At 35.9% G+C, this 26,165-nt stretch carries 27 protein-coding genes; 17 read left to right on the top strand and 10 right to left on the bottom strand.

Features of this window, described 5'->3' with window-relative positions:
- Positions 1-104 precede the first annotated feature (104 nt).
- Positions 105-2,252, bottom strand: a complete 2,148-nt coding sequence (locus tag NK356_RS18070) for a DNA mismatch repair protein MutS (protein ID WP_253317647.1) — start codon at positions 2,250-2,252, stop codon at positions 105-107.
- Positions 2,253-2,596: 344 nt separating this feature from the next.
- Here NK356_RS18070 and NK356_RS18065 point away from each other — a divergent pair, with 344 nt between their 5' ends.
- The 3 genes from NK356_RS18065 to NK356_RS18055 are packed head-to-tail and all read left to right on the top strand — an operon-like array spanning position 2,597 to position 4,854.
- Positions 2,597-3,118, top strand: a complete 522-nt coding sequence (locus tag NK356_RS18065; RefSeq protein ID WP_253317646.1) for a GNAT family N-acetyltransferase — start codon at positions 2,597-2,599, stop codon at positions 3,116-3,118.
- 48 nt (positions 3,119-3,166) lie between these two features.
- Positions 3,167-4,171 (top strand): acyltransferase, encoded by a 1,005-nt coding sequence (locus NK356_RS18060; RefSeq protein WP_253317645.1) that lies wholly within the window; start codon positions 3,167-3,169, stop codon positions 4,169-4,171.
- Positions 4,172-4,212: 41 nt separating this feature from the next.
- Positions 4,213-4,854, top strand: coding sequence for a uracil-DNA glycosylase (locus tag NK356_RS18055; RefSeq protein ID WP_034699835.1), 642 nt, complete (start codon positions 4,213-4,215; stop codon positions 4,852-4,854).
- On the opposite strand, the gene NK356_RS18050 is transcribed toward NK356_RS18055, so the two are convergent.
- From NK356_RS18050 to NK356_RS18040, 3 genes are all read right to left on the bottom strand, one after another.
- The gene (locus tag NK356_RS18050) at positions 4,841-5,350 is read right to left on the bottom strand and encodes a hypothetical protein (RefSeq protein ID WP_034699838.1); all 510 of its coding nucleotides are present in this window, start codon (positions 5,348-5,350) and stop codon (positions 4,841-4,843) included. The two genes, NK356_RS18055 and NK356_RS18050, sit on opposite strands and share 14 nt — an antisense overlap.
- A 16-nt stretch (positions 5,351-5,366) precedes the next feature.
- The gene (locus NK356_RS18045; protein ID WP_034699841.1) at positions 5,367-5,858 is read right to left on the bottom strand and encodes a DUF456 domain-containing protein; all 492 of its coding nucleotides are present in this window, start codon (positions 5,856-5,858) and stop codon (positions 5,367-5,369) included.
- A 79-nt stretch (positions 5,859-5,937) separates the two neighbouring features.
- Complete coding sequence (locus tag NK356_RS18040) at positions 5,938-7,122, bottom strand: carboxypeptidase-like regulatory domain-containing protein (protein ID WP_034699844.1); 1,185 nt, start codon at positions 7,120-7,122, stop codon at positions 5,938-5,940.
- Positions 7,123-7,394: 272 nt separating this feature from the next.
- Between NK356_RS18040 and NK356_RS18035 the strand changes: the two genes are divergently transcribed.
- From NK356_RS18035 to NK356_RS17990, 10 genes are all read left to right on the top strand, one after another.
- Positions 7,395-8,663: a mechanosensitive ion channel family protein gene (locus tag NK356_RS18035; protein ID WP_034699852.1), complete on the top strand. Its 1,269-nt coding sequence runs from the start codon at positions 7,395-7,397 to the stop codon at positions 8,661-8,663.
- A gap of 169 nt (positions 8,664-8,832) precedes the next feature.
- Positions 8,833-9,552, top strand: a complete 720-nt coding sequence (locus tag NK356_RS18030) for a pyridoxine 5'-phosphate synthase (protein ID WP_034699854.1) — start codon at positions 8,833-8,835, stop codon at positions 9,550-9,552.
- 123 nt (positions 9,553-9,675) lie between these two features.
- Positions 9,676-10,455: an alpha/beta fold hydrolase gene (locus NK356_RS18025; RefSeq protein WP_034699855.1), complete on the top strand. Its 780-nt coding sequence runs from the start codon at positions 9,676-9,678 to the stop codon at positions 10,453-10,455.
- A gap of 116 nt (positions 10,456-10,571) precedes the next feature.
- Positions 10,572-10,808 carry a microviridin/marinostatin family tricyclic proteinase inhibitor gene (locus NK356_RS18020; protein ID WP_034699857.1) on the top strand — a complete coding sequence of 79 codons (237 nt, stop codon included), beginning with the start codon at positions 10,572-10,574 and terminating at the stop codon, positions 10,806-10,808.
- Positions 10,809-10,861: 53 nt separating this feature from the next.
- Positions 10,862-11,086, top strand: a complete 225-nt coding sequence (locus tag NK356_RS18015; RefSeq protein WP_034699858.1) for a microviridin/marinostatin family tricyclic proteinase inhibitor — start codon at positions 10,862-10,864, stop codon at positions 11,084-11,086.
- A 74-nt stretch (positions 11,087-11,160) separates the two neighbouring features.
- A complete protein-coding gene (locus NK356_RS18010) occupies positions 11,161-12,117 on the top strand; it encodes an MvdC family ATP-grasp ribosomal peptide maturase (RefSeq protein WP_253317644.1) in 957 nt (318 codons plus the stop codon).
- Positions 12,110-13,114, top strand: a complete 1,005-nt coding sequence (locus NK356_RS18005; RefSeq protein WP_034699863.1) for an MvdD family ATP-grasp ribosomal peptide maturase — start codon at positions 12,110-12,112, stop codon at positions 13,112-13,114. The genes NK356_RS18010 and NK356_RS18005 overlap by 8 nt, the downstream gene beginning before the upstream one ends.
- Before the next feature lie 260 nt (positions 13,115-13,374).
- On the top strand, positions 13,375-14,388 hold the full coding sequence (locus NK356_RS18000; RefSeq protein ID WP_034699864.1) for an NAD-dependent epimerase/dehydratase family protein: 1,014 nt from the start codon (positions 13,375-13,377) through the stop codon (positions 14,386-14,388).
- On the top strand, positions 14,385-16,154 hold the full coding sequence (locus NK356_RS17995; protein WP_253317643.1) for a long-chain fatty acid--CoA ligase: 1,770 nt from the start codon (positions 14,385-14,387) through the stop codon (positions 16,152-16,154). The genes NK356_RS18000 and NK356_RS17995 overlap by 4 nt, the downstream gene beginning before the upstream one ends.
- A 129-nt stretch (positions 16,155-16,283) precedes the next feature.
- On the top strand, positions 16,284-17,342 hold the full coding sequence (locus NK356_RS17990) for a diphosphomevalonate/mevalonate 3,5-bisphosphate decarboxylase family protein (RefSeq protein WP_253317642.1): 1,059 nt from the start codon (positions 16,284-16,286) through the stop codon (positions 17,340-17,342).
- 248 nt (positions 17,343-17,590) lie between these two features.
- On the opposite strand, the gene NK356_RS17985 is transcribed toward NK356_RS17990, so the two are convergent.
- On the bottom strand, positions 17,591-17,911 hold the full coding sequence (locus NK356_RS17985; protein ID WP_253317641.1) for a GIY-YIG nuclease family protein: 321 nt from the start codon (positions 17,909-17,911) through the stop codon (positions 17,591-17,593).
- Positions 17,912-18,277: 366 nt separating this feature from the next.
- Here NK356_RS17985 and NK356_RS17980 point away from each other — a divergent pair, with 366 nt between their 5' ends.
- On the top strand, positions 18,278-18,718 hold the full coding sequence (locus NK356_RS17980; protein WP_253317640.1) for a nuclear transport factor 2 family protein: 441 nt from the start codon (positions 18,278-18,280) through the stop codon (positions 18,716-18,718).
- Positions 18,719-18,749: 31 nt separating this feature from the next.
- Positions 18,750-19,127 carry a VOC family protein gene (locus tag NK356_RS17975; protein WP_034699868.1) on the top strand — a complete coding sequence of 126 codons (378 nt, stop codon included), beginning with the start codon at positions 18,750-18,752 and terminating at the stop codon, positions 19,125-19,127.
- A 3-nt stretch (positions 19,128-19,130) separates the two neighbouring features.
- Here NK356_RS17975 and NK356_RS17970 read toward each other — a convergent pair whose 3' ends face one another.
- Both NK356_RS17970 and NK356_RS17965 read right to left on the bottom strand, forming a co-directional pair.
- A complete protein-coding gene (locus tag NK356_RS17970; RefSeq protein WP_034699869.1) occupies positions 19,131-19,514 on the bottom strand; it encodes a DUF1634 domain-containing protein in 384 nt (127 codons plus the stop codon).
- On the bottom strand, positions 19,514-20,344 hold the full coding sequence (locus tag NK356_RS17965) for a sulfite exporter TauE/SafE family protein (protein WP_034699871.1): 831 nt from the start codon (positions 20,342-20,344) through the stop codon (positions 19,514-19,516). Before NK356_RS17965 ends, NK356_RS17970 begins: the two co-directional genes overlap by 1 nt.
- 85 nt (positions 20,345-20,429) lie before the next feature.
- Here NK356_RS17965 and NK356_RS17960 point away from each other — a divergent pair, with 85 nt between their 5' ends.
- Positions 20,430-20,993: a DUF1543 domain-containing protein gene (locus NK356_RS17960; RefSeq protein ID WP_253317639.1), complete on the top strand. Its 564-nt coding sequence runs from the start codon at positions 20,430-20,432 to the stop codon at positions 20,991-20,993.
- A 24-nt stretch (positions 20,994-21,017) separates the two neighbouring features.
- Positions 21,018-22,130 carry a 5-(carboxyamino)imidazole ribonucleotide synthase gene (locus tag NK356_RS17955; protein ID WP_034699873.1) on the top strand — a complete coding sequence of 371 codons (1,113 nt, stop codon included), beginning with the start codon at positions 21,018-21,020 and terminating at the stop codon, positions 22,128-22,130.
- A 243-nt stretch (positions 22,131-22,373) separates the two neighbouring features.
- Here NK356_RS17955 and NK356_RS17950 read toward each other — a convergent pair whose 3' ends face one another.
- From NK356_RS17950 to NK356_RS17940, 3 genes are all read right to left on the bottom strand, one after another.
- Positions 22,374-23,186 (bottom strand): hypothetical protein, encoded by an 813-nt coding sequence (locus NK356_RS17950; protein ID WP_253317638.1) that lies wholly within the window; start codon positions 23,184-23,186, stop codon positions 22,374-22,376.
- 247 nt (positions 23,187-23,433) lie between these two features.
- Positions 23,434-25,557 carry a cation:proton antiporter gene (locus NK356_RS17945; protein WP_034699875.1) on the bottom strand — a complete coding sequence of 708 codons (2,124 nt, stop codon included), beginning with the start codon at positions 25,555-25,557 and terminating at the stop codon, positions 23,434-23,436.
- 6 nt (positions 25,558-25,563) lie between these two features.
- Entirely contained in the window at positions 25,564-26,130 is a 567-nt protein-coding gene (locus tag NK356_RS17940; RefSeq protein ID WP_253317637.1) for a hypothetical protein, read from the bottom strand.
- Positions 26,131-26,165: the final 35 nt, after the last annotated feature.

The raw sequence follows: 26,165 nt of genomic DNA, 5'->3' as shown, positions 1-26,165 counted from the left end.
AAAACAAATCAAAATATATAAAAATTATTTACTTTTTAACAAGAAAAACCGCCTCAGTTGTGAGACGGCTTCTTTGTATTTGCGTTAATTTAATTTCTTATTTATTAAATTCTCTCAAGTTCATCTGCATCAATCGTGGTCTTGAAAGTTCCGTAATTGACAATCACTTTATTTCTGGAAATTTTTTCAATGGTTCCTACACTGGTACTTCCGGTAATACGAACACGCTGTCCGATTTTCATCCACACAGCACGGTCAGTTTTACGTTTCTCTTCCAGTTTTTCATTGGTTTCAGCAATTTTTTCAATAACATCCTCCTTTTTCAGCTGTTGAGTGATTTTTCTCTTAACAACCTGCAGACGTTTGGTTTCATCCTTATCACTGCCCAGTTTTCTGAATTTCTCCTGTTCAAGAAGTTTTACAAAATCTTTTACCACATCCTTTCTGGATTTTCCTTTGGTATAGCTGTCGATGAATGTTTCAATCTTATTCCCGAACTGTAGTTTGCGGTGTTCTTCCTCATACAGCTTCTGGAAATTGAACAGTTTCTGCTGAAGCTGCTCATTTAGTTTCTGAAGGTTATCACGTTTATCTTCTACAGATTCTTTCCTTTCTGCAAGATCAGATTTCAGTTTTTCAACCTCAAATTTTTCCTGCTGCAGTTTTACAATCGTTTTGTCAAGATTAACAATATCATGTTCTACTTTTTTCTTCGCAGAATGGATAATGAATCTTGGAATCTTATTCTTTTCCGCAACTTCAAAAGTAAATGAACTTCCTGCCTGTCCCACTTCCAGCTTATACATCGGTTCCAATGTCTCTTCATTGAAAAGCATAGCTGCATTCTGAGCGTTCGGAAGCTGTTCTATTACCAGTTTAATATTGGTATAGTGCGTTGTAATGATGGCAAAACTCTTTTTGTCATAGAAAAACTCCATAAAACTTTCTGCCAACGCACCTCCAAGCTCAGGATCAGAACCTGTACCAAATTCATCAATAAGCAGAAGCGTATTGGCATCTGCCTCACGAATGATTCCGGACATTTTCTTCAACCTCGATGAATAAGTTGATAAGTGGTTTTCAATGGACTGGTTGTCCCCAATATCAGTCATGATCTTCTCAAAGAAAAACATTTCAGACTTAGGATGAACCGGAACCAGAATACCACTCTGAATCATCAGTTGCAGTAATCCTACCGTTTTCAGGGTAATTGATTTTCCACCGGCATTTGGACCGGAAATACAGATAATCCTGTTATGATCTGTTAAAGTTAAGGTTTGAGGGTGGATTGTTTTGTTTTCAACTTTGTTTCTTAACCATAAAAGAGGATGATAAGCATCTTTTAGTCTCAGCGTTTTATGATGGTTGATTTTCGGAAGAACTCCGTTGATCACTTCACCAAATTTTGCTTTAGCTCTCGTAAGGTCAAGGTCAAAAATATAAACCTGATATCTCCATAGCTGAGGTTGGAATTCCGCCAGTTCTGTTGTAAGTTGACGGAGAACTTTATCAATTTCTTTTTTCTCTTCCTCTTCATTTTCACGAAGCTTGAAATAGTGCTTTACCACACTGTCCGGCTGAATATACGTGATGGAACCTGTTTTGGAAATTCCTAATGTTCTTCCGGCAACCCTTTTTTTGAATCCTGATTTTACAGCCAGAACTCTTTGGTCGTCAATAATCGTTTCCCGGATATCATCCAGAAAGTCACTCTGTCCATACGTGGTAAGCGCACGGTTGAAATTTTCCTGAATCGCCTTTTTAGCAAGCTGGATTTCAGTTCTTATCCCTTTCAGAGCTGGAGAAGCTTCATTTTTTACTTCACCAAAACGGTTAAAAACCTTATCTACCTTCTCAATGATCTCTTTTCTGAATTCCAGTACAGAAACTTCTTCTAATAAAGTAGGAAACGTTTCCGGCATGGTAGGGAAGAATTTCTGAAGTCTTCCGATCTGTTCCGTAATGGTTTTTATTTTGATGAAAGCAGCATTTTCCAGACGGTAGTTCTCAATCAGCATCAATTTCAGCTCACTTTCAATATCTTCATATTCATCAAACGGAATCGCATTTGAACTTTCAAAACTCGACAGATATTCTGAGGTTTTTTTTAATGAAAGTTCCGCCTCGTCAATTTCCATCGGACGAAGTTGAAGAATTTTTTCTCTTGTTTTCGGAGAATACGCAAATGGGGAGATTTCCGCGAGCAATTGCGGAAACTCTAATTCGTCTAAATCTTCTTTATCTATATACACAGTGCAAATTTAGTGAGAATTTTGATTATTACGTATATCTGAGAGATTTACAGAATAAATTAACTGTGAATTTGATGATTATGGAGTTCCTTTTTTTTATTAAAAATTTTAAAACTTCAAAAAAGATCAATTTTTTTTAACGCAAAGTTTTTATTACTAACCCTTATCCCTTTAAGGAAGCAAAGAGTGGAATCAATACATTGATTCTTTCTAAGCGATTCGGTTATTCTTCTGCTTCATCAGTGATTTAGTCGTATTGCTTTGATTACTCAAAATAAGTAATAGAATGCAATAACCTTTATGCTTATGAAAATTTATGATATTCTTTTTATTACATTTGAGATGTGAAACTAGAAACCTCAAGATTGATTTTAAAAGGAATCAATGAAAATAATACAGAAGATATTTTAAAAATCCGAGGCAATCCGGAAGTCAATAAATTTGTGAAAAGAGTTTCACCAAAGACCAACTATGATGCGCTTCAGTTTATTTTGACGATTAAGCAAAGAACTCAAAATAATCAAACGGTCTATTGGGGAATTTCTTTAAAAGATCAGTCTCATCTTATCGGAACCATCTGTCTCTGGAATTTTTCTGAAGACCGGAAAACAGCAGAAGTTGGCTATGAACTGTTACCAGAGTATCACAGACAGGGGATTATGTCTGAAGCTTTGAATGCGGTAGTAGAGTATGGATTTAACGAACTCCTTTTACAGGAAATAGTAGCCATTACCAATACATTCAATGAAAATTCAAAAGGACTTCTTGTAAAACATCATTTTGTTTTGGAAGAAGGAAAAGAAGATGAAGGGTTTCCGGATAATATTATTTTTAGTTTGAGAAGGCTATCCGGTAATCATCCGTAAGAAATCTAACAGGTTTTTCTCTATCTTTATCACCGATTGAAATTACATATGAAAAATGAAATAAAATCTTTAACGGGACTTAGAGGGATTGTTGCATTATGGGTAGCGTTTTTTCATTTTAGTTTTTTTAGGAATGAATTCATTCAGGATATAGTAGGAAAGGGGTATGTAGCGGTTGATATATTTTTTGTGCTGAGTGCTTTCTTACTGACGGTTTCTTACTCTGATAAATTTAAAAATCTGAATTATAAAACAATAGAAGTTTTTTATAAAAAGAGAGTCAACAGAATTTACCCGGTCTATATTGTATCGGTTGTTTTTATTGCCTTGTTTTTAATGAAGACTTCTGTAGCAGGATTTCTTATTAATGCCAGTTTGTTACAATGTTTTTTTAATCCTGATTATCTGCTGAATGTGGTCTATTGGTCACTAAGTACCGAATGGGTTTGTTATTTAATATTCCCTTTTATGCTATGGCTTGTCCTGCATTATAAAATACGTAGCGAAATTTTAATTATTGCCAGTTTAGTTTTGAGGTTTGCACTTCCTTATATTCCCGATCATTTATATATAGGTTCTGAACATCCAATGCAAGTAGGGCAATCACCAAGATATCTTGATCTTCCTTACGGACTGGTTTCTCTGCTAAGAACGGTTTCTTCCTATTTTCTTGGAATTGGAATTGCTCTTCTGCCACCATTTAAAATGAAGAAAGAAAACCTGATCCTTTATATCATTCTCCTATTGTTTGTGTTCATGTTATTTATTGAAAAAGGGCTCTTGTTTATCCCTTTATTATCAGCATTGATGATCAAATATCTGTATGAAGGAAAGTCAAATTATCTGAAAGTATTTTTAGAAACTAAAGCGGTGTATTTTTTAGGAAATATTTCTTACTCATTATACATCATCCATTATATGGTGAAGAAACAAAATTTCGTTATTGTAAATTCTTATCATCTTAATAATCTGTTATTAATCTCCTTTTCATTATTGCTGTCCTATTTTTCGTATATGCTGATTGAAAGAAAAGTGAAGATATTTAAAGTATAATGAAGGCTCTTATTTTATTTTAATATTATTATTTTTGCACTATGACCTGGACAGAAATTTTAGCCCCGATAAAGAGTACGGAATACTTTACCACCCTTTGGGAGAAAGTGAAGAATGAATATGCAACAACCAAAGTTTTTCCACCAAAGAATCAGATTTTCAGAGCATTGGAACTTACAGCTTTTGATGATGTTGAAGTGGTGATTATTGGTCAGGATCCTTATCATAATGATTATCAGGCGAATGGTTTGTGTTTCTCTGTTTCTGAGCAGGTTGCTGCACCGCCATCACTGAAAAATATTTTTATTGAACTGAAAGATGATTTGGGAGTGGTAAGAACTTCTAAAGAACTTGATGACTGGGGAAAACAGGGCGTTTTATTACTGAATGCTACGTTAACGGTTCGTGCGCATACACCGAACTCTCATAAAGACCTTGGCTGGGAAAAATTCACCAACTTTATCATTAAAGAAATTTCAGATAAAAAAGAGAATGTGGTTTTTGTTTTATGGGGTGCTTTTGCACAAAAAAAAGCCGAACTCATAGATCCGGCTAAACATTTTATTATTAAATCGGCACACCCTTCTCCTTTTTCTGTGTACAGAGGTTTTTTTGGAAGCAAGCCTTTCTCAAAAATTAATGAATATCTTGTTTCCAAAGGGAAGAAGCCTATTTCCTGGTAGAATCGGCAGATTGATCTGCTTTTTTTATCGTAATTCCGATTTTATATTTTCCGGCTAATGCTTTTGTTCCGTCTTGTGACTTGGGATAAGGAGCGATGTCCTGTAATGTAATGGTATATCCGTTGAATTCTGTCGACTGATGATAATTTCTTGCCGGATAATCTGCGCTTGCAAGGTTCAGAGTCATTGGTCGGGTAGATGTTCCCATTACTTCCACCTGTGCAAGAGCAACACCCGCCCATATACATTGGGCTCCTTCAGGACAACGGCTGTCTTCAGAAACTCCTTTGAATGTCACATTCATCTGGTATTCTCGTAAAAACTTATTTTCTCCTTCAGTCAGGTATATAACACCGTCTTTCTGATTATGAGAGCTTGTTGTTTTTGTACCTGTGGACATTTCAGTAGTTTTTGTATTAATCCTGGATTTCTTTTGGGCATCACATCCTGTTAATGCAAATATTCCCAGACTGAGTATGACAATTTTATGGAACATAGTTTCTTATATTTAATTAAATGACGTTAAACATATTAAGTAATACTACCAAAAACATTGCCACTCCTACCACAAAACTGAATCCGGTTCCATAAATGAATCCAATCAGCGCTCCTTTAGTGGATCGTAAGGCTTTATTCATATCCTTGCTGTCGTGAAGTAACTCACCAATAAATACACCAGCAAACATTCCTATCAGAAATCCCAACGGGATCGGAATAAATATCCCAACAATAGTTCCAATGACAGAACCAATACTTCCCCAACGCGTACCTCCATACTTTCTGTTGGTCTTTGCCGGAATTACATAACTTAACACTACAGAAGCAAGCGTAAGAATTCCGAATGCCCATATATAAACCATGGAAAGATCAGCATCCGTCCCGAATTTATAGATCAACAGTCCGCAGATACTCAGCAAAAGACCAGGCAATACCGGAAGAAAAGTTCCCAATATTCCAATAAATAAGAGAATAAGGCAGAAAATATTAATAATTGTTGTATCCATTCTTTTAAAAAATATACATGCAATATAAAAAAAGTGGCCTTATAAAAAGCCACTTTGAGAACTGAGTTATAAAATTTTATTACAAATTTAAGATTACGTATTCCAGAATCGGTCCTGTTTTACCGATATTTCCACTTGCATGGTTATGGAATGTAGTATAATAGATATTTCCGCTATTGGTAGTTCCTGAACATGATCCCATATAATCGCCGTGTGCCTGATGAGCATTCCACGCATTCTGATTAATGGTAATGGTAACAGTGTTTCCATTGGCTGTATGATGGCAGATCGTCATATGGTTATTGTTTAAAGATGTTCCTACTGTGATCTTAGGAGCTGTTGTATCCACATACTTATTGGTTCTTATCATCAGAGGTTCATTATCTTTCTGTACCAATACTTCCCAGAACAAAGGATCATAATGCTGGATTTTTTGCCACAAAGGTTGATCATATTGAATATTTAATGTATTAAATCCTATTGCTGACGCCATAGCCGTATTGGAAACACTACAGTTGTTATACATAGCGACATTTCCATTGGTATTAAAACAAATTTTTGGAAGATCGAGAAATCCTCCATAAACACCGCAATAGGGAGCGTTTTTATCTCCTCCTACCAGATACGCTGCTGCCCAGTCTGAACTGTAAATGCTTCCGCCATTCGTGATAAAAGTAGAGAGATTATTGAAAACAGAAACATCGTTACCCGGATTATTAGTTCCCGTCTGTGTCAAATTACGCGAACCACAGTTCAGGAAAATAATATCATACTGAGAAATGGTGTTGAAATTTTTTAAATCGTGATAGCTGATTTCTGTCGCCGTATACCCAAGACTTGTAATAATAGATTCTATTTCGTCATAACTGCCTTCTACATAAGCTATTTTTGCTATCTGATTCAGCTTTGAATCTTTGGTGGGAACAGTGGTTGTTTCATCCTTTTTTACCGTAACAGGAATCTCTGTTCTGAAATTAAGACCGTTCCCAGTCTGAATGTGAAGAGTCGTATTTCCTTCAGGTGCAGTAAGGCTGAATGTACCATCGGTATTGGAATAGGTGTGATAGACCTGATTTTTGCTATCAATAGTGAATACAGTGGCACCGCCAATGGGTTTTGTTCCGTTTTTAGCAAATACTTTACCTTCTATAGTTCCAGTGGGTACTTTTTTGGAATCTTCTGGGCTCATTGAGTCATCACCTCCTTTACAGTTTACTAAGAGCACAAGGCTGCATAGTACGATGAACAAGTAATTTTGTCTCATATTTAATTGATTTTGATGGGTTTAGTTTTAACCAAATTTAATAAATTTTTAATATTAAAACACTTAAATTGTAATTTATTTTAATATTTGTTACTTAAACTGGTTATTTGTAGTTTATTTTTCATTTATAATCAAGGGTTGTGGAAGATTTGATATTTTAAAGTTGAGTTCACGATTTTTTTTTATATGAAATTTTCCGGATAATACTTTTTGGGATGAAAATTGATTATGAATAGTAAAATGATGATTCTTAATTTCATAAATTTGCTGTAATGAATGACCAATTACAAGAAACCAAAAACTTTATACAGGAGCTGAGCGAACAGCTTTACATTTATATTACCCAGATATCACCCTCCGGGCTGGATTGGGTATTTCATATTATTGTAAAACTGAGCTTACTTCTTGTCCTGTTTTTTATTACTGATTTTATCTTTAAATTCATTATCAATTCTGTGTTCAGGTTATTTCATAATGAACAGAAATTTCCCATTTTAAAATCTGTTTACCAGTCGAAGATCACCAATTCAGTAGCTCATTTTGCTGCGTTGATTGCTGTAGCTGGGATCCAGGGATCTATATTTCCGGAAAATGCATTGCCGAAGACCACCATTTTTATCATAAGATGTATCAATCTTGGGCTGGTATTGATATTGGCAGGAATGCTGTACAGATCGCTGACTGCTTTCAGAAATTATTTCAGCATCAAACAGGATTTCTATAAAATAATGGCACTCAATGCCATTTCAGAAACCGTAAAAATCTTAGGACTTTTTATATTTACTGTAGTAGGGCTTTGTGTGATTTTCGGAATCAAGGGAACAACTATTGTAGGAAGTCTGGGGGCGATTACAGCTGTTCTGGTATTGGTTTTCAGGGATACTATTCTGGGGTTTGTAACAGGTCTGCATGTAGCTACTTCTAAAAATTTAAAAGTAGGAGATTGGGTGAGTATTCCCAAATACAGCATCGAAGGAAATATTACAGAAATCAATCTTCTGACTACCAAAATCACCAATTTTGATAAAACAGTTTCAACAATTCCCACTTATGATTTGATGACCACCGAGATCAAGAATATGCAGGTGATGTCTGAATCTAATACCCGAAGAATAAAAAAATCAATTTATTTTAACATTAATTCTTTTAAGTTTCTTACTGATGAAGATGTGGAGCGCTTAAAGGAAATTAACCTTATTTCGGATTACCTGGAAGAAAGAGCATCAGAGATCAAAAAAGAAAAGGAAAGTCTGGAGCATAAAGATAAAGTAGTGAATGGAAGGCAGCTTACCAATATCGGTGTTTTCAGATATTATGCACAGAAATATATTGAAAATGATCCTGATATAGATAAAAACGGAACCAGAATGGTTCGTCAGCTGGAGATTACTCCACAAGGGCTACCCCTTGAAATATACTGTTTTGCCAATGATTCCCAATGGGAACGTTTTGAGCAGATACAGGCAGATATTTTTGACCATTTATTGGTGGCTTCAAAAGAATTTGAGCTTCAGGTAATGCAGGTAAGCATTAAAGTATAGAAATTAGAAACTAGATATTAGAAGTTAGGGGCTAAGCTTCTTTACAACTGATGTTTAGATAACATAATAAGTGTAAAATTTAATAGTGGTATAAAAGTGTAGTAGTGAAATGATAATTACCATTTGTCATCTAACTTCTAACTTCTCATATCTAACATCTAAAATAACAATGACAAAACTAAGCGTAAACATTAATAAAATTGCGACGTTAAGAAATGCAAGAGGAGGTGAAACCCCAAGTGTTACAGAAGCTGCTGTAAAAATTCAGGAATTCGGAGGACAGGGAATTACCATCCATCCAAGACCTGATGAAAGGCATATCACAAGAAAAGATGTCTATGATCTGAAGCCGTTGGTTACGACTGAGTTTAATATTGAAGGAAATCCTCATCAGGATTTTATTGATATGGTATTGGAAGTGAAACCGGAGCAGGTGACTCTTGTACCGGATGCTGATGATGCTATTACCTCCAATGCAGGATGGGATACCAAAAAACATCTTGATTACCTTACAGAGATTATTGCAGAATTTAAAAAAGCAGGAATCCGTACTTCTGTTTTCCTGGATCCTTTACCTGAGCTTGTAGAATATGCTGCAAAAACAGGCGCAGACAGAATAGAATTATATACAGAAGCTTACGCAAAAAATTATCTTATCAATAAAGAACAGGCCATAAAACCTTATTACGATACTGCAGTGGAAGCTACTAAATTTGGATTGGGAATCAATGCCGGACATGATCTGAGCTTAGAAAACCTGAAATATTTTGCAGATACCATTCCCAACCTTTTGGAAGTATCTATCGGTCATGCTTTGGTTTCTGAAGCACTTTATATGGGATTGGAAAATACAGTTCAGGCTTATCTGAAGAGACTGGCAAAATGGTAAAATATAAGAAACCAGAAGTTAGAGATTAGAAGTTAGTACAACTTCAATTATATTAAAAATAGCATAAACAGATTATGCATGATTTATCTAACTTCTGATTTCTCACATCTAACTTCTAAAAATATGGAAATTTTAAATTCAAAAATATTCGGCGAAAATGTAACGAATACGCCACTTCTTGTATTTCACGGATTATTCGGAATGCTTGACAACTGGGGAAGTTTCGGAAAGGATCTGGGAGAATATCTTCCGGTACACCTGATCGATCTTAGAAACCATGGAAGAAGCTTTCATTCAGACAGCATGTCTCATGATGATCTGGCAGATGATATTGCCCGTTATATGGATCATTACGGAATTCAGAAAGCTCATGTTTTAGGGCATTCTTTAGGAGGAAAAGCAGTAATGCAGTTTGCTATAAAATATCCTGAACGTGTTGAAAAACTGATTGTTGTTGATATTTCACCTAAAGCATATCCACCGCATCATCAGGGAATTATCAAAGCGCTGGAAACGGTAGATTTTGATACAGTATCTTCAAGAAATGAAGTAGAAGCTGTTCTGAACCAATATATTCCCGAAAGATCTACTGTGCAGTTTTTGACAAAAAACCTGTATTGGGATGACAATAAAAAACTGGGTTGGAGATTCAATCTTAAGACTTTATCTGAAAAATATACTGAATTTGTTTCCAATGCGATTAAATTCGGAGTTTTTGAAGGCGAAACATTGTTTATAGCAGGGGCAAAATCCAATTATATCCTGCCACAGGATGAATTCGGTATCAAGCAGCAATTCCCTAAAGCTAAAATAGTGACGGTAAAGAATGCAGGACATTGGGTACAGGCGGAAAACCCTGTTGATTTCGCAAATGTAGTTAAGGAGTTTTTGGGTTTGAATTGATTTTATTCTTTAATTTGTGATATTATGTTAAATTTTTATTAAAACGTAATATTATTTCTCCATGATTTGAATTTTTTGTACTTTGGATTTTCAAAAAACAATAAAAATATTAACTTATGGAAAACAAAAATTCAAAAAAGAAGCCATTTTTTGCGTCATTCTTAGAAAAACAGGTTAAAGACCCTGAAACAGTAAAAGGAGGAGGTATTACTTCTGTATTGGCAGATCAGATTACTACATCTCTTCAGGATCAGATTACTACTCCTATTAAGGATAATGTTACAAAACCTGACAATGACAATGTAACGATGAAATATCCTTCTGACGGTGATGAGGATGTTTTAGAAGCATAAGAAATATACTAAAGCTTAAGCTAAATTATATATCAAACCAAAACTAAAACATTATGAAAAGCAACAACTCAAAGAAGAAGCCGTTTTTCGCATCATTCTTAGAAAAACAGGTTAAAGATCCGGAAACGGTAAAAGGAGGAAGTGACATTACACTTGCTGAAAGAGATTTGATCACAAAACCAACAATCGATACGGTAACTTCTCCAAAAGATGATATGATGCACACGCTGAAATATCCTTCTGATGGTGATGATGATACAATCACTCTTCCACTGTAAGATCAGAACGAATTTTAAATAAAATAGTAGGGGAAACTTAAATAGTAAGTTTCCCTTTTTAATACAATCGGCAAATGATTCTCTGCATCACCCATTCACAGGATTTTTATAATATTGACCTCTTTTTCGAATATCTGAGCTCCCAAAATATTCCTTATTTCAGATTGAATTCCGATCGTCTGAATCACCTTCAGAAAATCAGTATTCATGAAGATTCATTTGAACTGACAGATGAATTAGGAAATACGATCCATTCTGACACTATAAAAGGTGTATGGCACAGAAAAGCCTGGAGGATCAGTGCTCCCGAAGAACTGGATCAGGATTATGAAAGAATCTTTCTCAACGAATATGGAAGTCTGAGGTATAATCTGATGACCGCTTTAGAACATATTCCCTGGATCAACCCTTATGAAAATGAAAAAAAAGTAGACGGAAATAAGATATTTCAGCTGAAAATTGCCCAAAGAAATAACTTAACCATTCCCAAAACCATTTTTTCCAATGATGAAGAAAAAATAACAACATTTTTTTATCAATACTGCCAGGGAAAAGCTATTGCGAAGCTTCACGGAGTTACCGCCAAAACAATGTCAGGAGAGAACATGATTTCCACTACAGTTATTGAGGAAGAATCCTTGGAACACCTTTCAGATATCGCTTACTGTCCGATGATTTTTCAACCCTATATTGACAAAGAATATGAATTACGAATCGTATATGTAGATGGTGAGTTCTTCACAGGAAAAATCAATAACAGTGAAAATGCAGACTGGAGAGTAGCCCGCGAAGGGTATTTCTGGGAAGCATATGAATTACCTGATGCTGTGAAAGTAAATCTTACTTCCATGATGAACGAAATGGGACTTTATATAGGAGCGATCGATATGATCAAAGGAAGAGACGGAGCCTATTATTTCCTTGAAGTCAATCCTCAGGGAGAGTGGGGAATGCTTCAGAAAGAGCTGGGATTTCCTATTGCAGAAAGAATTGCCGACAACCTTATCAAAAGAATTAATTTCCATGAATAAAATTTTAATAATTACCCATACCGCAGATAATTTTTCCATTGAGAAAGTAACAGAATACATTGAAAAAAATAATTGTGAAGTCATTCGCTTTGATGTAGACGTTTATCCATTACAAAACAAACTATCCACTATTTTCCAGGATGGAGAATGGGTAAGTTACCTGGAAACGCCTGAAGCAAAACATCGTTTGGATGATATTTCAGCCATCTGGTACAGAAGAGCCTACAATATCGGAAAAGGATTAAAAGAAGAAATGGACTCTAAATTTTACGGTGCGGCTATGGGAGAAATCAGAAATACCCTTTTCGGTTTCTTTGAATCTGTGGATGCTTATTCTTTAGGAAAACCAAGTGTTTACAGAAGACTTGACAGCAAGGAAGAACAGTTGAAAATTGCAGATAAATTAGGGCTGACCATTCCGGCAACCTGTCTTACCAACAATCCGGATGAAGCAAGGAAATTTATTGTAAAACATCAGAATGTGGTTGCCAAAATGCAGACCGGTTTTGCCATTTATGAAGATGGAGTAGAAAATGTAGTATTTACGAACGTTGTTGGCGAAGATAAACTGGAAGAGCTGGATTCATTGTTGTACTGTCCTATGCAGTTTCAGCAGATGATTCAGAAGAAAAAAGAACTTCGTATTACTATTGTGGGAAGAGATGTGTATGCATTCGAAATAGATTCTCAACAGTCTGAAGACGCCAAAGTAGACTGGAGAAAAGATGGTGTCAATCTGATTGATAAATGGAACAGAACAGAACTTCCGGCAGATGTAGAAGCAAAACTCCTTGAACTGCTTGATGTTTATCATGTAGATTATGGAGCCATAGATATGATTGTTTCCCCTGAAGACGAATATTATTTCATCGAGATCAATGCTGCAGGAGAATTTTTCTGGCTGGATAATCTTACAGAAGGAAACCTTATTTCAAAGAGTATTGCAGATGTTCTTTGCGATAAAGCTCCAAGAAGAAATAATGAAGTAATGGCTTAAATAGCTGCATATATTTTTGAATATAAAAGTCCTGAAAGATGTAAATTCTTTCAGGACTTTTAAGTTGGATAACCTGTCGGGATTAAAATTTTCCGGTTTGTGGTATTCGGAATGATAATATTGGTTAAATTAAGTTGAATTATGCTTTAAAAATCGCAAATTTGCAAAAACGGTTTTTCTAAAGAATTTTTACCAATCCGGAAGAATTGCCGGATAGAAAATATTGTTATATTTTAGTCAGCAATCAAGTAAAATAATTAATGATTTTTGTAACGGGTGCTACCGGAATTCTGGGAAGAATAATTGTACTGGAACTTCTTAAAAGAGGGAAAAATGTACGTGCTTCCAAACGACCGGGCAGCAATTTAAACGAAGTAAAGCATTCATACAGCTTTTATACGGAGAATCCTGACGATTTTTTTAATAGAATCGAATGGGTCAACGTAGATTTTGATGATCTCGATTCTTTAAAAACTGCACTGCAAGGTGTAGATGAGGTATATCATTGTGCTGCAAAAGTGAGTTTTCATCCCAAAGACGAAAAAGAAATGTACCGTACCAATATTAAGGGTACTGAAAATCTTTTGTATGCCTGCGAAGGATCAGAGGTTAAAAAATTCCTTCATGTAAGTTCTGTTGCTGTTCTTGATAATTTTAATGAAAAAGGAGAACTGGATGAAGAATCTGACTTTAATCCGAAACTGGAACATTCTGCCTATGCTATTTCCAAACATTTGTCTGAAATGGAAGCATGGAGAGCTTCAGCAGAAGGCCTGAATGTGGTGATCATTAATCCTGGAATGATTGTAGGAAGCGGAAACTGGAGTCAAAGCAGCGGTGAACTTTTCTCAACCTTTGAAGATAATAGCTTTACTTTTTCAGGAGGCTCTGCTTATGTTGACGTAAGAGACGTTGCCAATACGGCTATCGGATTAATGGAAAATAACCTTTTCGGAGAACGTTTTATTATTGTTGCTGAAAATAACAGATATGCAGACCTTGCCAAACAGGTAAGAACCCGATTGGGACTTAAAGAGGCAAGAATTCTTTCCCAATCTGTACTCAATATCGGAAGAGTAGCCAACACCCTTTTCGGATGGCTGATTCCAAAACTCAAAATGGTCACCAAATCAAATATTGAGGCCATTTCTTCATTCAACACCATTTCCAATCACAAAGTCAAAGAAAAACTGAACTATCAGTTTATTCCCGTAAAAGAAAGTATTGACTTTCACCTGAACAATTATATTAACGACAAAAAGCTGAAGAAATGAATCTTGCAGAGGCAATTATCCTTAAAAATGTAGAAAAACATCCTATAAAAGCGGCCATCGGATTTAAAAAGAAAGATGCAGCCTGGAAAGAGCTGAGCTGGAAAAAATTCAGTGAAATTATTTTTAAAACAGCCAATGCCTTAAAAGAATCCGGAGTTCAGGAGAATGACAGAGTCGCTATTTATTCAGACAATTCATCAGAATGGATGATTATGGATCTGGCTTCAATGGCTATCGGTGCAGTCACAGTGCCTATTTATTCCACAAATAATGCTGAACAGGCAGAACATATCATCAACGATTCCGGAGCTAAAGCAGTTTTAGTAGGAAATCAGATGCAGTACGATGCCTGCCTTGAGTTTTTACATAAAGAAGAAAATAATCTGGAAACGATTATTGTTTCCAAAAAAGCGGTTTGGATCAAGAAAGAATTCAACAGTTCTTATCTTGAAGATTTCATTGCAAAAGCTTCACCGGAGCTGGAAATCTGTAAGAAAGAAAATGATGATATCGCTACATTAATCTATACTTCCGGAACTACCGGAATCCCAAAAGGAGTAATGCTTACCCATGGAAATTTTATCAAAGCATTCGACTCACACTTTGAATTTTTTAAGTTTAAAAACTTTGAAGAAGAACTTTCACTGGCATTCCTACCTTTAAGCCATGTTTTTGAAAGAAGCTGGAGTTTACTTTGTTTATATGGTGGTGCCCGCGTGTATTTCCTTGAAGATCCGAAAAATGTCGCCAAAGCATTGGAAGAAGTAAAACCTACAGCGATGTGTGCCGTACCGAGATTTTTCCAGAAAGTATATGCAGGCGTTTTGGAAAAAGCAGAAGAAGGTTCATCATTGAAGAAAAAAATCTTTGACTGGGCACTTAAAACCGGATGGGAAACAGCCGAATTAAGAAGAAATGAACAACCCATTCCTTTTGGATTAAAATTCAAAGAAACTATAGCAGACCGATTGGTTTTCAGTAAAATAAAAGAAAAAATGGGTGGCAGACTTTGGTTCTTACCTTGTGGTGGAGCTTCATTGTCGCCGGAAGTGACCCGTTTCTTTGAATCGGTGGGAATTCACGTGACTGTTGGATATGGATTAACGGAAACTACTGCTACATTAACTCTTTTCCCTCTTACTCATTTTGAACATAGTACGAGTGGAAAACCTCTTCCGGGAGTAGAAATGCGTATCGGAGAAAATGATGAGATCCAGGCCAGAGGGAACGGAATAATGAAAGGATACTACAAGAAACCTGAAGAAACCGAGAAAGTATTCACCGAAGACGGATGGTTTAAAACCGGTGATGCTGGAAAGTTTGATGAGAAAGGAAACCTGATCATCACAGACAGAATCAAAGACCTGATGAAAACTTCCAACGGAAAATACATCGCTCCACAACAGATAGAAAACCTTTTAACCAACAATAATTTTATTCAGCAGATCATGCTGATTGCGGAAGGAAGACAGTTTGTTTCAGCATTGATTGTTCCTAATTTTGAATTTTTACAGGATTATATCAAAAAGAATAATATTCCTTTTACCAATTGGGAAGAGGCTGTAAAAAATGAAAAGATAGTTCATCTTTACAAAGAAAAAATTAAAGAATTACAGGACCACCTGGCAGACTATGAAAAAGTGAAGAAATTTACTTTAATGCCGGCAGAATTTGACATCAATACAGGAGAAATCACTCCTACACTGAAAGTCAAAAGAAATGTGGTCATTAAAAAATATGCAGATATTATAGAGAGGATGTACTAAAATTTTTTTGATCTCCTGTTTTCACGTCAATTACAACTGAAGACGTAAAAATTCCCCTTTATTGGAGGGGTGGCGAAAATTCAAAGAATTTTTGACGGGGTGGTTCAAAATAATGACTTAAATTAAACTATGACGACACAAGATTTTATAGGAAAAGAAAATTTCACCATTCATACTCAAACGGTTTCAGAAAGCTGTCCGTCTAATATTGCCCTGATTAAATATTGGGGGAAATATGCGGATCAGATTCCTGCAAACCCAAGTATCAGCTATACTTTAAACCATTGTAAAACCAATACTTCAATGGAGTTTACAGCAGATGAATCTTTTTCAGTGCAGACTTTCCTTGCTGGAAATGAAGAAGTGAAGTTTGCCGAAAAAATTGAAAAATATTTCAGAAATATAGAACAGTATCTTCCATGGATTTTAAAAGGGAAATATATCATCAGAACAGAGAATACATTTCCACACAGTTCCGGGATTGCCAGCTCAGCTTCAGGATTTGGAGCCATTGCAAAATGTCTGATGGTGTTGGATGCTTCCTTTACAGAAAAAACTTCTGAAGAAGAATCTTTGAGAAAAGCTTCATTTTTAGCAAGATTAGGAAGTGGAAGCGCATGCCGAAGCTTGTACAACGGACTTGTGGTGTGGGGAGAAACTGATGAGGTAACAGGAAGCTCAGACTTGTTCGGAGTACAGTATCCCGACACTGAAATTCATGAAGTTTTCAAAAACTTTAATGACTGGGTTTTATTGATTCATGAAGGACAGAAAAGTGTTTCTTCAACAGTAGGACATGGTTTGATGAATACCAATCCTTATGCAGAAAGAAGATTCCAGGAAGCAAGGGAAAACTTTGTTCCAATGAAAGAGATTCTGAAAAGCGGAGATATGGAACGTTTTATCAAGTTGGTAGAACATGAGGCACTTACATTACATGCAATGATGATGATGAGTGATCCTGCTTTTATCCTGATGAAAACAGGAACATTGGAAGTTATCAATAAAATCTGGGATTTCAGAAGAGAAACCGGACTTCATTTATTCTTTACATTGGATGCAGGAGCGAATGTTCACCTTCTGTTCCCGAATAATGGGTCTGAAGAACAGATCAAAGCCTTTATTGAAGCTGAATTATTACAACACACTCAGAAAAATGGAGTAGTGAAAGATGTGATGAAATTTTAAATAAGAATAAATATTCAATAGGAGTGGGCTAAAGCCCACTTTTTTAGTATAAGGATATTAGGGTTTTCTATGCGACAGTTCTTTCATACTGGTTTGTTTGTTTTCATTTTTGTCATTCCGCAGGAATCCAAGCTCCCTCAATTATACTTTGTTTAGATTCCTACGGAATGACAAAATTCGTGTTTTATTACACATTCAGTTGATAATATGTAATAATTGATATTCATAGAAATTTAATTATCATAGCATTAATTCCAGTTTTCAAACAAATAATTCAAAAATTCTAAATTAGGATTTACAGATCTTATTAATTCAAGTTTTTTAGCTCTTGTCCAGTTTTTGATTTCCTTTTCCCTTTCAATAGCATGATGAATCCAATCAAATTTTTCGTAGTAAATTAGAAATTCAAGATTATATCTTGCTGTAAAGCTGGTAGGATTCAACTTTGTTTTGTGCTGATATAATCTTTTGTGAAGATTACCGGTCACCCCTGTATATAAAACACTTCTGCTTTTATTGGTCAAAATATAGATATAATAGGTGTATATACCTGTTGGAAATTCTATCATTTGTGTGTTTGTTTTCACAAAAGTTACAAAAAAATGTTTTAGAATTTTTAATGTTGTGTTTCATGGTAACTTTCATTCTATGCTGATGACTATGATTTCTTTTTTCAATTTCTACGGAACGATAAAACTTTTGTCATCAATCTAAGAATGAGATAAATACCAATATTGTCATTCTGTAGGAATCCAAACTATCAACTTAAAATAAAAACATCCTACTTAGATTCCTACGGAATGACAAGGGTTCAGGATATCAACAATTAAAATGATACTAACAAATGTTGTCATTCTATATGATGGTAGCATTTGAAGAAAAATCGTTCAGCTGAACCATTATTTTCCCTATTTTTATTTCTTAAAATTCATCATATGAAAAAAATTGCTTGTATTCTTCTGCTCGTCAGTATTTCAGTTTTCGGTCAGCAGAATCGGGATATTGAAAAACCTATCCGTAATCTGTTTCTTGGTATGAAAAATGCAGATCCGGAATTGGTGAAATCAGCTTTTGCGGAGAATGCAGTGCTTCAAACCATCACAAAAGACGGTACTGTAAAAAGTGATAGTATACATGATTTTGTTACTTCAGTTTCTAAGTTTCCAAAGGGAGATTTGGAGGAAAGAATTATCGTAGAAGCCATTCATACGGATGGAAATCTGGCAAGTGTGTTTACCCCTTATTCTTTTTATGTAAAAGGAAAATTATCACATTGTGGAGCAAATAGTTTTCAACTGGTGAAGCAGAATAATGAATGGAAAATTCAGTATATTATTGACACAAGAAGAAAAGATAACTGTAAAGAAATACAATAATAGAATTAAGAAGTAGATTAAAATTAAAAAAATGAAAATCCATCATATTGCCATCATCTGTTCAGATTATGCTGTTTCAAAGAAATTTTATACAGAAATTTTAGAGCTGAATATCATCCGTGAAGTATACCGTGAAGAAAGACAGTCTTATAAACTTGATCTGGCAATCGGAGAGCATTATGTGATAGAATTATTCTCTTTTCCGGATCCTCCACAACGTCCGTCACGCCCCGAAGCATGTGGCTTAAGGCATCTTGCTTTCTCCGTGGAGAATGTTACAGAAAAACGAAATGAACTGGTAGAAAAAGGATTAATCTGTGAAGAAATCCGCATAGACGAATTCACCGGAAAAGAATTTTTCTTTACCCAGGATCCCGACCAGCTGCCGTTAGAGTTCTATGAAATGTAAAAATTAGTGGGCGTAACCTGCAAAGAAACTCACTGCCATAATCGCTAAAACAATAGAAGAAATGACTACATATACGTAGTCTTTTTCTTTTAAATAGCCTATTAAAGCGAAAACAATTCTCATCAGGGGCGTGAAGATCAACAAAAGAATACCCAGCTGAATAATAGCCGTACCTTCTCCTTTACATAAAGAGTCCCAGAAATGTCCCCATACTTTTTCAGAAGAAGTACCTACCACAAGGCTGGTATATTTTTCGGGCATTTTAAAGCCTTCAAAAAATAACTTAATAAAACCAATAAGCGATGTAGCCACAGAAAGAATAACACCTAATCTCAGAAGGTTTCCTACCGAACGGTTCAGATCTACATCTGTAAAATTCTTTTTCATTATCTGAAGCTTTTGTTGATACCGTTATACATCATATAAATTGAAAGAATGGTAATCACAATGGCAAAAAATACTTTTAATTTTTTGGTCTTTGATACCATCAGGGTTTTTGATCCTATAAAACTTCCGATGACAACACCAATCAATACCGGAGCTACAATTACCGGAATAATTTCACCTCTCTGAAAATAGATCAGGGCACTGGCTACTGCTGTTACTCCGATCATGAAATTACTGGTAGTGGTAGATACTTTGAAAGGAAGCTTCATCATATTGTCCATTGCCAATACTTTCAACGCACCGGAACCAATTCCTAAAAGTCCGGACATTGCCCCTGCAAACATCATCATCAAAAATCCAGGAATGGTATTTCTTGCAGAATAGCTTTTCAAAACTCCTTTATCAGGGAATGTTCCGTACAGTTTCAGTTTCTCTTCAAGACTTCCTTTCACCAAAGGTTCCTGGTGATCTGGCTTTCCTTTAAGATTTAAAATAACCGTTAAAAGAAGAATACTTGCGAAAATAATTCCAATTGTATTTGGGTTAAGCATTCCTGAAACCAGAGCGCCCACAATAGCTCCTGCGGTGGTGGCTATTTCGAGAAACATCCCGATTCTCATATTCGTAAAACCTTCTTTTACGAAAGCTACAGCCGCACCGGAAGAGGTTCCGATCACAGAAATGAGCGAAGCACCGATAGCATAATGCATTGGAACGCCAAAACCTAGCGTTAATAAAGGAATGATGATAACTCCCCCTCCTAAACCCGTAAGTGAACCTAAAAGACCCGCGGAAATTGCGCCAAGGAAGAGTATGATGATTTCTGACATACTACAAATAATACTACAAATATAAAATTATTGTAGTAGTCTGCCAAACATTTGAAAAAGATAAATTTAACGTATTTTTGTATGCATGAAAAATGAATTGAAATTATTTTATGTCATCCTCGGGGCAACACCCAAAGGCAGAAATATAGAGCAGCACGATGTTTTCTTCGGAATAGCGGAGAATCTGAAAGATCTGATTCCTGATATGAAAGAATTTTGGAAGGAAGCAGAGGGGAAAATTCACCTGGATTGTTACCAGGAAGTGAGATTTGCAGACGGGTACAAGGTGGAAATTGTAGAAAAAGGTGAAAAAACATCAGAAAACCAGTTGTTTTTTCTGAATTTAGGTGGTTATAAACCTGGTTTCTTTGAAGAATTTCATGAGCAGCACTTAATGGTAGGGCAGTCTATGGGAGAGATTATAAAAAGAGCAAAAGCTACGGAATTTTATCAGACCATGGGGTTTGAAGGTGCAGTAAGTCATATTGATGATAAGCATGGAGTGGATATTGATGATATTTTCAATGTAAGTGATATTCTTCCTGCCTGTATGAAAGAAAAATATACGATCATTCTTCAAAAGTCTGATGAAGAAAATCAGGAGAACCCAATGGGGCTAGGGTATTTAAAAATTGATAAAATTCAATAAGAGTAAATCTAATAAAAATAAAAAATGAAAATAGGAATTCTGGGAGGCGGACAGCTGGGAAGAATGTTGATACAAAGTGCACTGAAGTATGATGATGAGTTTTATACTCTGGATCCGGCTTCTGATGCACCATGTCATAATATCTCGTATTTTACGCAGGGAAATTTCAATGACTATGAAACGGTTTTGAACTTCGGAAAAGATAAAGATGTTGTAACCATTGAAATTGAGCACGTAAATGCTGATGCATTGGCAGAACTTGAAAAACAGGGAATAAAAGTAGTTCCGAATGCCAATATCATCAAAACAATTCAGCAAAAGATCCTTCAGAAAGAATTTTATAAAGCTCATGATATTCCAAGCCCGGAATTTCAGGTGGTATGGAACAGTGATGAGAAAATCATCATGCCATTGCCGTTTGTTCAGAAAATGAATACAGGAGGATACGATGGAAAAGGAGTACAGGTGATTAAAACGGAAGAAGACTATCAGAATCTATGGACAGAAGCTTCTGTGATTGAAAGTCTTGTTGATATTGAAAAAGAGCTTTCTGTTATCGTCGCAAGAAACGAAAAAGGAGAAACCAATATTTTTCCGGTAACGGAAATGGTAGCCGATCCAAAGCTGAATCTTTTAGATTTCAATGTATGTCCGGTTCTTTTAACAGAAGATGTTCAGAATCAGATTGATTCTATTACGGAAAAATTCTTAGCGGCAGTAAACTCTCCCGGGTTATTTGCTATTGAATTATTCCTTGATAAAGAAGGAAAAATATGGGTGAATGAAACAGCACCAAGACTTCACAATTCAGGGCACCAGAGCCAGGAGGGAAATACCAACTCGCAATTTGAGCAGATGTACCGTGTGGTGAAAAACTTGCCTTTAGCAGATACCGATGCTATTACTTACAGTGGAATGCTAAATCTGGTGGGAGCAGAAGGATATTCCGGAAAAGTAGTGTATGAAGGAATGGATGATGTTCTTAAGCTTCCTGAAACTTACATTCATTTATACGGAAAAACAGAAACCAAACCGGGAAGAAAAATGGGACATATCAATGTTCTCGCAGATTCCAGAGAAGAGCTGATGGAAAAGCTTGTACAGGTGAAAGGAATGGTAAGAGTAATTGCTGAGTAATATCAGTTTAAAATAATAAAAGGGAGCTGTTTTTATCTTTAAAACAGCTCCCTTTTATTTTTGAATTCATTCAATAGGAATATTATCCTGAGCTTAGTCGAAGAGAGCCCGTTTATCAATAATTATCCTTTCAAATGGCTTTAGCCAAAACTTTATTTTAGGTTTCGGCTAAAGCCAATTTTATTTCGATTGTTCACATCGGGCTAAAACCCGACGCTATTGATGGTTTAAATATTTTTATAATTAAGGTTTCTTAACCACCTCAATATTGTCTTTTTTATAATTGTATTTAATATAAGTTCCTAAAGCTGTTGACAAAATCGAAAATTCTTCCAACGTTGTAAGCGGTGCATAGAGTTTAAACGTACAAATGTCCGTTGCCGAAATAAAAGGATTGGTTACCAAATGGCTGTGAGTAGACATTGTTACTGTTCCTCCATTTTCCAATACTGTAGAGGTTGGAATAAGTCTTGAATGAAATTTTTTATGAGAAATAATATTCCCTTTTTTATCAGAAACAAAAAGATAATCATTTCCGAAAGGAATGACTCCGGATTGTGAGGTACCTGGTATTAAATATACTTTATAGTTTTCATTAAACGGAATAATAATCATATTAAGACTATAGCCTTGTGGTACCGTTACCGCATATTTTGGATCAGATAACTGCGGGATAACAGTTGAGCGGATATTTTTTAAAGTGTTTTCAGTTTCATTAATTACCCTTTCTTTAAAATTTTCTTTGACAGGTTTTGTTTGGTTATTTTTGAAAGAAAGTTCTGCGATCACCATATTACCGGCTTTATTAAGAAAGGAAGTTTTGATGGTGTCATTTTTCTGATAGGTGATATAGCTTCCGGTATTTTCAGCAAGCCTTTTATTGCTGCCTACAAGATCTCCTGCATGCCATGACGCATTTTCGTAAGAGTAGAGTAGATTTCCTTCAGTTTTGATAGAGTCCAGTTTCTTTTTCAGCTCTTTATCAGAAAGCGTAAGGCTTTGTGCAGAAATAATGATGGACATAAAAAAGAAGAGAAATCCGATAGTTTGTTTCATAGGTTATTTTTTGGCCAAAATACGAAATTCAATAGGAATGGTCTTTAACCCATTCATAAATAATTATCCATTAAATTGGCTTTAGCTGAAACTTAATTTTAGGTTTCGGCTAAAGCCAAATGTATTCATATTTTTTATATCGGGCTAAAGCCCGATCCTATTGATGACTCAATTGTTTGATGTTTTAATAAAAATGATTATTCGCACATTGGTAACCTCCATCATCCGTCTTCCAGCTTCCCTTCTCTTACTTAAAAATCTTCTGAATCACATTTCCAATCTCAACGAAATCTCCATGATTTCCTACCGAACGTATTTCCGGACTGTTTTTATCATATTCTGAGAAAGGGAAAATCAAAAGATAATTGTTATCGCTCAGATTTCTGTTCAGAAGTTCAGGAATCAGCCTCATTCTTGGAATATAAGATTTCATTCCGCGTTTTGCCATCAGAATAATTAAAGCTTCATCATCTTTCAGCTGGGCAGCGGTTCTTTCACCATCCTGCCAGGTATTCATGATAATAAATTCAGCTTCTATATTGGCTTTTTTAATGATTTTCTGAAGAATATCAAGGATATTTTCCGGAGCATAAAAGACAACTGTAGCACCTGAATTTCGGGCAATATTCCAGACTCTCAGCAAGGCATGGAAGAATCCTGCTTCCTGATGAGCATTTTCGGGAATCATCACAGCATATTTTTTAATAGTGGAAAGCGGTTGTGCAGCATGGTAAACCAGTACATTCACATCATCATTCTGCAGATAACCATTATAAAGATTGTATACAAAAGAAGGAGAGAACCCTTTTTCGTCTTCCAGTCCGATAATAAGATCTGTTATTTTCTGTTCTTTAATCACATTATTTACTCCATTGATGACATCATTGTCATATCTTTTTAGAGCCTGAAGTTTAACATCCGCTGCCGCTGCCGCATCTGCTGCCTGATGGAGTAGTTTCTCTGCGTTCTTTACTGAAGATTCGTTTTTATCTTCATTGATTACATTCAGGGCAAAAAGATCTTCTGTGTTAGAATGGGCTTTGATCAGGATTCCCAGATTCACCATTCTTTCAACAGTTGCCTCATGATTAATGGCTAAGAGAATGCTTTCTTCCTCGTGGGTATTCCCGGAAACTGTATCTTCATTGTCACTTTCTGCAATTTTCTGGGCACTTGCCATAGAAATGAAAGAAGAGATGGTACACGAAATAAGAATCAGCAAAATACTTCCGTTCAGAACGTGTTCATTCAGTAATCTTACCGGTTCTCCGGTTTCAGTTTCAGAAAGGATGATGTTATATCCTACCATTACTGAAGCCAGTGTTGCTGCTGCGGAAGCCGAACTTAATCCGAAAATCAGTTTTCCTTCCTCTTTGGTCAGCCTGAATGTCTTTTGAGTGGCCACAGCAGAAAGATACTTTCCTCCGATGGATGCTACCAGCATAATTCCGGCTACTTCCAGGGTTTCCCAGCTTTTGAAGAATACCTTGAAATCAATCAACATTCCTACACTGATCAGGAAGAAAGGAATAAAGATGGCATTTCCCACAAACTCAACTCTATTCATCAGAGAAGAGGTGTGAGGAATAAGTCTGTTTAAAGCTAATCCTGCAAAGAATGCCCCGATGATGGCTTCTACACCAGCCAGTTCAGCCAGCATTGCAGCCAGGTAAATCATAACCAGTACAAAAATATACTGAGAGATTTTGTCATCCACTCTTTTGAAAAACCAACGGCCTATAATAGGGAATACAATAAGTACAATGAGGGCAAAAACAACAAAAGAAACGGATAGTTTAACCCAAAATTCTGTTCCTACGTCCCCTTGAGACATTCCCACAATCACGGCAAGTACCAATAAGGCAAGAATATCTGTGATCATTGTACCTCCAACAGTGATATTAACCGCCTTATTTTTCGCAATTCCCAACTTGCTCACCAACGGATACGCAATAAGGGTGTGAGAAGAAAAAAGACTGGCAAAAAGAATAGAGGTAAGCATTGAAAAGTGAAGAAGGTAATATCCACCCAGATATCCTAATACAAAAGGAACGGTAAAGGTATAAATACCAAAGGTGAGACTTTTCCACTTGTTCTTTTTAAAGTCGCCCATATCAATCTCTAGCCCTGCCAGAAACATAATGTAAAGAAGTCCGGTGGTTCCGGTTACTACAATACTGCTGTCTCTGGACAATACATTGAATCCGTTTGGACCAATAATAGCTCCGGCGATGATAAGCCCCAAAAGGTGTGGAACTTTAATTTTATTAAGCAGCAATGGTGCTGCAAGGATGATGACCAGTACCAACAGGAACTTCAGTACCGGATCTTCTATAGGAAGACTCAGGTTGTGTATACTCAGTAAAATCATAGGTGTTTATTTTGTGGAACGTACTAATTCAACAGAGAACTTGGCGGTACAGCCATCAGAAGTGATGGTTCTGGTTCCTTTGATCTTGTTGTCCGAAATATCATTAAGAAGAACGCTCATTTCTACATTCTTTTTGGCTGTAGAATCGGTTTTGAAAGACAGTCTGATCTCATTGTTTTCAAACTTGCCCGTATACAGCCTTACCAGATTATTGTTGTTGATGATTTTGGTAATAGGCTGGGTAGAATCATTATCGAATTCCCAGATGTCAGTACGTTGGTCGCCTACTGCATATTCACTGCAGTTGGATTCTGTACAGATTACTTTACCATTCCATGGGCCGGAAATTTCCGTAGGCCATGCAGCGGTAATCACTACAGAATCTTTTTTGGAAAAAATACTGTCTCTCATTTTCAGAAGTGACTGGTACTCGGATTCTTTCTTAGCGAATAGTTTCTCTTTGTCTAAAAGTTGTTTCTCCTTGTCTGTCAGGTTCTTCTCTTTCTCTTTGTAGTCACAGCTTATCAAAAGGAAAGAGGCGGTCAGAAATAAAAAAAATGTGTTTTTCAGCATATTGTATCGGTTGGAGTATACAATATAAGGAAAAT

Source organism: Chryseobacterium sp. S0630, assembly GCF_024158915.1.
In the GTDB taxonomy this organism is placed as follows: Bacteria; Bacteroidota; Bacteroidia; order Flavobacteriales; family Weeksellaceae; genus Chryseobacterium.
The sequence above is the reverse complement of the archived record's forward strand: the minus strand, read 5'-3'. Positions and strand labels throughout refer to the sequence as shown.

Coding starts and splice junctions, on each gene's coding strand:
- NK356_RS18060 (WP_253317645.1), top strand. CDS start 3,167: ATGAAAAATGAAATAAAATCTTTAACGGGACTTAGAGGGATTGTTGCA.
- NK356_RS18055 (WP_034699835.1), top strand. CDS start 4,213: ATGACCTGGACAGAAATTTTAGCCCCGATAAAGAGTACGGAATACTTT.
- NK356_RS18050 (WP_034699838.1), bottom strand. CDS start 5,350: ATGTTCCATAAAATTGTCATACTCAGTCTGGGAATATTTGCATTAACA.
- NK356_RS18045 (WP_034699841.1), bottom strand. CDS start 5,858: ATGGATACAACAATTATTAATATTTTCTGCCTTATTCTCTTATTTATT.
- NK356_RS18040 (WP_034699844.1), bottom strand. CDS start 7,122: ATGAGACAAAATTACTTGTTCATCGTACTATGCAGCCTTGTGCTCTTA.
- NK356_RS18035 (WP_034699852.1), top strand. CDS start 7,395: ATGAATGACCAATTACAAGAAACCAAAAACTTTATACAGGAGCTGAGC.
- NK356_RS18030 (WP_034699854.1), top strand. CDS start 8,833: ATGACAAAACTAAGCGTAAACATTAATAAAATTGCGACGTTAAGAAAT.
- NK356_RS18025 (WP_034699855.1), top strand. CDS start 9,676: ATGGAAATTTTAAATTCAAAAATATTCGGCGAAAATGTAACGAATACG.
- NK356_RS18020 (WP_034699857.1), top strand. CDS start 10,572: ATGGAAAACAAAAATTCAAAAAAGAAGCCATTTTTTGCGTCATTCTTA.
- NK356_RS18015 (WP_034699858.1), top strand. CDS start 10,862: ATGAAAAGCAACAACTCAAAGAAGAAGCCGTTTTTCGCATCATTCTTA.
- NK356_RS18010 (WP_253317644.1), top strand. CDS start 11,161: ATGATTCTCTGCATCACCCATTCACAGGATTTTTATAATATTGACCTC.
- NK356_RS18005 (WP_034699863.1), top strand. CDS start 12,110: ATGAATAAAATTTTAATAATTACCCATACCGCAGATAATTTTTCCATT.
- NK356_RS18000 (WP_034699864.1), top strand. CDS start 13,375: ATGATTTTTGTAACGGGTGCTACCGGAATTCTGGGAAGAATAATTGTA.
- NK356_RS17995 (WP_253317643.1), top strand. CDS start 14,385: ATGAATCTTGCAGAGGCAATTATCCTTAAAAATGTAGAAAAACATCCT.
- NK356_RS17990 (WP_253317642.1), top strand. CDS start 16,284: ATGACGACACAAGATTTTATAGGAAAAGAAAATTTCACCATTCATACT.
- NK356_RS17985 (WP_253317641.1), bottom strand. CDS start 17,911: ATGATAGAATTTCCAACAGGTATATACACCTATTATATCTATATTTTG.
- NK356_RS17980 (WP_253317640.1), top strand. CDS start 18,278: ATGAAAAAAATTGCTTGTATTCTTCTGCTCGTCAGTATTTCAGTTTTC.
- NK356_RS17975 (WP_034699868.1), top strand. CDS start 18,750: ATGAAAATCCATCATATTGCCATCATCTGTTCAGATTATGCTGTTTCA.
- NK356_RS17970 (WP_034699869.1), bottom strand. CDS start 19,514: ATGAAAAAGAATTTTACAGATGTAGATCTGAACCGTTCGGTAGGAAAC.
- NK356_RS17965 (WP_034699871.1), bottom strand. CDS start 20,344: ATGTCAGAAATCATCATACTCTTCCTTGGCGCAATTTCCGCGGGTCTT.
- NK356_RS17960 (WP_253317639.1), top strand. CDS start 20,430: ATGAAAAATGAATTGAAATTATTTTATGTCATCCTCGGGGCAACACCC.
- NK356_RS17955 (WP_034699873.1), top strand. CDS start 21,018: ATGAAAATAGGAATTCTGGGAGGCGGACAGCTGGGAAGAATGTTGATA.
- NK356_RS17950 (WP_253317638.1), bottom strand. CDS start 23,186: ATGAAACAAACTATCGGATTTCTCTTCTTTTTTATGTCCATCATTATT.
- NK356_RS17945 (WP_034699875.1), bottom strand. CDS start 25,557: ATGATTTTACTGAGTATACACAACCTGAGTCTTCCTATAGAAGATCCG.
- NK356_RS17940 (WP_253317637.1), bottom strand. CDS start 26,130: ATGCTGAAAAACACATTTTTTTTATTTCTGACCGCCTCTTTCCTTTTG.